Source organism: Mesorhizobium sp. M0152, assembly GCF_040322415.1.
GTDB lineage: Bacteria > Pseudomonadota > Alphaproteobacteria > Rhizobiales > Rhizobiaceae > Mesorhizobium.
Genome location: NZ_JAMYTH010000094.1, coordinates 1 through 5048 on the forward strand (window position 1 = coordinate 1; position 5048 = coordinate 5048).

Annotated in this window: 6 protein-coding genes; all 6 read right to left on the reverse strand. The window is 66.5% G+C overall.

The window, feature by feature from the left end:
* Positions 1–140: 140 nt before the first annotated feature.
* Positions 141–464 (reverse strand): DUF736 domain-containing protein, encoded by a 324-nt coding sequence (locus NKJ26_RS33045; protein WP_352700016.1) that lies wholly within the window; start codon positions 462–464, stop codon positions 141–143.
* Between the two features lie 713 nt (positions 465–1177).
* Positions 1178–1711, reverse strand: a complete 534-nt coding sequence (locus tag NKJ26_RS33050; protein ID WP_352700018.1) for a hypothetical protein — start codon at positions 1709–1711, stop codon at positions 1178–1180.
* Between the two features lie 290 nt (positions 1712–2001).
* A complete protein-coding gene (locus NKJ26_RS33055) occupies positions 2002–2421 on the reverse strand; it encodes a hypothetical protein (RefSeq protein ID WP_352700024.1) in 420 nt (139 codons plus the stop codon).
* Complete coding sequence (locus NKJ26_RS33060) at positions 2411–2671, reverse strand: type II toxin-antitoxin system prevent-host-death family antitoxin (protein ID WP_352443212.1); 261 nt, start codon at positions 2669–2671, stop codon at positions 2411–2413. The genes NKJ26_RS33055 and NKJ26_RS33060 overlap by 11 nt, the downstream gene beginning before the upstream one ends.
* A 63-nt stretch (positions 2672–2734) precedes the next feature.
* A complete protein-coding gene (locus NKJ26_RS33065) occupies positions 2735–3676 on the reverse strand; it encodes a DUF2493 domain-containing protein (protein ID WP_352700020.1) in 942 nt (313 codons plus the stop codon).
* A 245-nt stretch (positions 3677–3921) separates the two neighbouring features.
* Positions 3922–4884 carry a DUF7146 domain-containing protein gene (locus NKJ26_RS33070; RefSeq protein ID WP_352700022.1) on the reverse strand — a complete coding sequence of 321 codons (963 nt, stop codon included), beginning with the start codon at positions 4882–4884 and terminating at the stop codon, positions 3922–3924.
* Positions 4885–5048: the final 164 nt, after the last annotated feature.

Below are 5048 nucleotides of genomic sequence, written 5' to 3' on the forward strand. Positions count from 1 at the left end.
CCCCCCCCGCCCCCCCCCGCCCCCCCCCCGCCCCGCCGCGCGCCCCTCCCCCTCTCGCTGCGCCTCCGCCCCCCCCCCGCCCCCCCCGGGGGCCCGGCCGCCCCCCCCCCCCCCCCCCCCCCCCCCCCCCCCCCGATGCCTCACTGGGGGTTGTTCCAGAGGATGACCTTCTTGTTCTCCTCGCCGCCCGGGGCGGGTGCGAGGTTGCCGAAGATGACGCCGATCTCGGGAGCTTCCGGCTTGACCGAGAGGTATTCCTCGCCCGAACGCTGGGAGATGCGGTGCCAGCCGGCTCCGATCTCGAAGCCCGTGCGCTTGTTGACGATCCGGTAGTCGGGCGCGTCCTCGCGCGACTTGTTGGTGTTCGGGATCAGGGTGATCGGGGCGTTGACCCTGAGCGTGGCAAAGACGCCTTCCATCGAGCCGTCGGCCTTGGTGGTGAGGTTTGCGATCGTGGTGGCCATGGTAGTTCTCCTTCGGTTGCATCGGGACCATTCCCGATGGCGCCAAAGGAGAGGGCCGTCCTGCTGCGGTCATCTCGGCGAAAATTCTGGAAAATTCTATTTGCCGAAAAATAGCGGGCAGGCCCTTCGCCTGCCCGCAGACAAAAACAGAAATCGAATTTTCCTGAATATTCGCCGAGTGTACCCCCAACGGGGGTTGACCGCACAAAGCAGGCGGTCGTCTACAAAGGCGACATGAAACGGGAATGGCCCCGGATGCGACCGAAGGAAAAGAACTCAGGCCGCCATCGCTTGACCGCCGACGCAACGCTGCCGTATCGCAGGAGCAGGCTGCAGCCTCTCGGGTCATGTCGTCGGCATTGCCAACACATCGAACAGCAGCCCGGCGCGTGACCGCCTTGCGTGTTCGGTATGGCGGCATAGCAGTTTCGAGATCGGGGCCGGCTGGCAGCGGCCTTCACGCCCCTCGGGGACGATACCGCGCAGTCAGGTTGGATGACCCGGCAAGCCAGGATGTTGTTCGGCACGCTTGCACCCGCTTCAGAGGCGAGACGGGTCAAGATGATCATCCGCACAACGCCCCGCGGCTCTGCGCGTGGAGCGGTTTCGAAAGGGGCCGGCCCCGGCCTTCATACAAGTGGAGTAGGCGGCGCGGGGCCGGATCAAGCATATCGTATCGGCCCCGCCGGGCTGTCGGCGGGACCGCGCCTACATCATTCTGGCAACGCCAGACGCTCCTCCGGCGTCATGCGGGCTTCGGCTTGGCGGCGAATGTCCGAACCGGCATGGCGGAGCATGGCGCACCAGTCCTCCACATTGTACGTCGTTGCCATCCGGCCCCTGGCCAGATCGTAAATGACGCACGGCTTGTTTGCGATGGCGAGCCGAAGCACGTTGACGGCCGTACCGGGTGATGCGCCGTCCCAGACCATCATGCCAAAGTCGGCGCGCCGCGCCATCTCCCGGTCCTTGGCGGCGTCGTACCAAGATCCATGAGTGCCTCCAGGTGACGGGACATGGTAGGCGGCCCAGTCGCCCAGATTGTTGCGGGGTTCCTTGCCGGCATGGAAGACCCCGACATGCTCGTACTTGTAGCCCGCGAGCAGGCCCTGCGCCTCGGCATCGGCTCCAGACGCGTCGCCAATCAGCACGCCGTGTTCGGCAGCAACGATTGCGCCGATGCGAGCGATGGCAAATTCCGGCAGCTCAAATATCTCGCGTGATCCACCTATGAATATCATCATCATCGTGATTTTCCTTTCTCTCCAGCGTCCCCCGCCCCGCTCCGGCCGCCCTCTCCCTTTGGCCCTGCGTGAGGGATCGTCACCCGAAGGCCGAGACGGTGAAGCCGGCTCGGGGAGCGGCGGGACGCCGCGACGAGAGTCTGGCCGGCCGCAGGCCGGCGCGCCCGGATCCTGCAGCTGCTGGAGGCGCTACGCGCATCTGGCTAGTGGCGCTTCGCGCTGGAGCTAGTGGTCTTGTCGGCCAGCCAGAGGCTCCCGTCCTGGATCGAGCGCATGGCCGCGAAAGGAGAACGTCAATCCAGACGGCTGACGCGGCGGCCCTCGCTGCGCGCTTCGATAAAGGCGCCTGCGATCTTCATCATGAATGCCTTGCTGAAACGACCGAGGGGCTTACCGTCGGGTTCGATGTACCAGGAGCGTTCGGCAATATCGTAGTTGTATTCGTCAACCACTATCCAGCAGCGTTTGAGATCGGTCAGACCGGCGCGGCGGCACTCGATAGCGGAGACTTCCAAACCGACCCGATCGCTGGTCGGTGGCTGGGTGGTTATAGCCAGGAGCGCGAGATGGGTCAGGCCATCTCTTGCGCCGCGGACAGCGATGACCACGCAGGTCGGCCGGCTCTTGCGGCCTTCCGTTTCGCCGCGCTCGTATTGCCATGCCCAAAGATAAGGATAGGAGATCACCTGACCGGGCAGAAATCTACCGCTCATCATCGTATCCTTCCCCGCGCGCCAATCGGTCGATCTCGGCGGCGAAGAGTTCCGTGTGTTCCTCCGGCATCTCGGCGACATGGTATGCGCGGCGGGGATCGCCGCCGATGCGCATCCGTTCGTAGTGCTCGTAACTCATCAGCACGAACCGGGGTTTCCGGTGCTTGGTAAGAATAACGGGTTCGCGGCTGGCAACGTCGGTGACGTCGCCAACCTGCTTGTTGAGATCCCCCGTCGTGAACTGGCGCATGGCTAGACTCCTTGATCGATCTCCATATTATCTGGATTCGCCAGATTTGCAAGAAAACGGCGCTCACGCGCCGCCCTCCGCGAACCGCCAGACGGGGATGCCGAGCCGACGGGCCTTGTCGGCAAGGTTGTCGGTAATGCCGGAGCCGGGAAAGACTATCAGGCCGTAGGGCACCACGGAGAGAAGCTGGTCGTTGCGGCGGAACGGGGCTGCCTTGGCGTGCCGGGTCCAGTCCGGCTTGAAGGCGATCTGGGTGACCTTGCGGTTCTCGGCCCAGCAGGCGGCGATGCGTTCGGCGCCGCGCGGGCTGCCGCCGTGGAGCAGGACCATGTCGGGATGCTTCTCGCGAGCCTTGTCGAGCGCGTCCCAGATCCTGTCGTGATCGTTGCAGTCGAGGCCGCCGGCGAAGGCGATCTTGGTCCCTGCTGGAACGAGCACCTCGGTTTCGGCGTGTCGGCGGGCGGCGAGGAAGTCGCGGCTGTCGATCACCGAAGCGGTCATCGCCTGGTGGCTGACCTTGGAGCCGGTGCGCGGTCGCCATGCCGATCCGGTTTGTGCCTCGTAGAGATCGGCGGCCTCATCGCGCATGATTTCGAGCACGTTGCGGCGCTCGATATAGCTGATGCCTTCCGCGGTGAGCCGCTCCAGCTCGACCGACTTCACCTCCGAGCCGTCCTGCTCCTGCTGACTCGAGCGCTGCGCCTCCTCGTTGCGGTCGAGGCTGCGGGCGACACGCTCGGCGGCACGGTGGAAGACGTTTGCGAACGACCAGAGCAGGTCGTCGAGATCGGGTTCGAGCCTGGTGTCCCCGAGCATGCCGGCGAAGGTTTCTACGATGCCGGCGAGGCCGGCCCGGATCACCTCGTCGTCGGGAAGCGGCCGAGGGTCAGGTTCGTCCTGATGCGGGCGATGGCCGTACATCTGCAGTTCGAGGATGACGCGGTCGGTCGGCGAGGAGGCGTGGGAGGGCTCGTAGGCGTGGTCGAGAGGAATGTCGTAGGTCATGGCGGTGTCTCCGTCGGTTGTGGCCGCGTCTATCGCGGCCGGACAGCGCAGCCCGGCCGCGCGCCGGGCGCGGCCGCACCGAAGGCCGAAGCGCGAGCGGAGGACGGCGAAGCCGTTGCGGCCGTGACTGGGGGGTGGCAGGGGTCGCCTCTCAGGCAGGCCGCGGGCGCGGCCTCTCCGGTGGACCCCCACCATATCTGCAGGCTGTCCGACGCCGCGCCGAGCCGCGTGCCGGCCCGACCCATTCATCCGGGCGGCAGGAAGAGACGGGCATCCTCCGGGACGAGTTGATCGCGGAGCCATGCCGCGAGGTGGGCTTGGCCGAGATGACGCAGATCGTCGTTGAAGTCGCCGAGCTGCGGCCGCAACACCAGGGCGAGGATCCCTGCCTCGCCTGCGCGCTGGCTGAGACGCTCTATGCCGTGCCGGCCGGCGGCGTCGGCATCGGCTGCGATGTAGAGGCGACGGCAGCTAGGCGGGAAGATCAGGCCGGCGAGGTGATTGGCTGAGGTGGCGGCAGCCAACGGCAGCGCCGGCATCACCGTCCGGAGCGACGCCATCGTCTCGAAGCCCTCGCCGGCGGCCATGACGGGCGCACCGGACTGTTGGCCTAGCCAGATGCCGTTGCCCAGCAGGTGACCAAGCGAGCGGCGTGGATCGGCGACCGGCGCCTTGCCGACCTTGCCACTCGGGTCCAGCCCAGAGGACAGGTAAGTGCGCTGCAGGCCGGTGATACGCCCGTCGAGGCTGGTGACAGCGGCGATCAGCGCAGGCAGGGTCCGCGTCTCGCCCGTGACGAGATCCCTGTAGTAGCAGCCAGGATGGAAGCGCAGCGCGCGCTCATGCGTTGAAAGCAAAATGCCGCGACCGGCAAGATAGCGTTCGGCCAGCGTACCGGCGATCGGATGGGACATGGCGAACAGGCGACGCGCGGCGTCAGGCGAGCCGCGTGTCGCGGCAAGTTGGCGATGCGAGCCAAGGGGCTGGGGCGGGAGCTGGGGCGGTGGCAGCGGCATGGAGAGGAAGCGACGTGCTTCATCCGCGACCTCGCGGAAGTCGACCAGACCACAGCTCTGCTCGATGACGTCAAGCAGGTCGCCATATTCCCCCGATTGCTCGTCGACCCATTTTCCGGCTGCCTTGCCGCCAACCGCCTTGAGCCGCACATGCATGGAACGGCCGCGCGTGTTGCGGACATCACCGACCATCCAGTAATTGCCGAAGCGATGGCCGTTGGAGAGATATTCGCGGCACGCCGCCTCGGCATTTTACCCCCGGCGGCGGGGCCCCCGGGGTGGCCCGGCCGGCAAGAACCCCACCCCCCACAACCCCCCCCCGGCGGGGGCGCAGGTGCGTTATAAACTAAACCGGC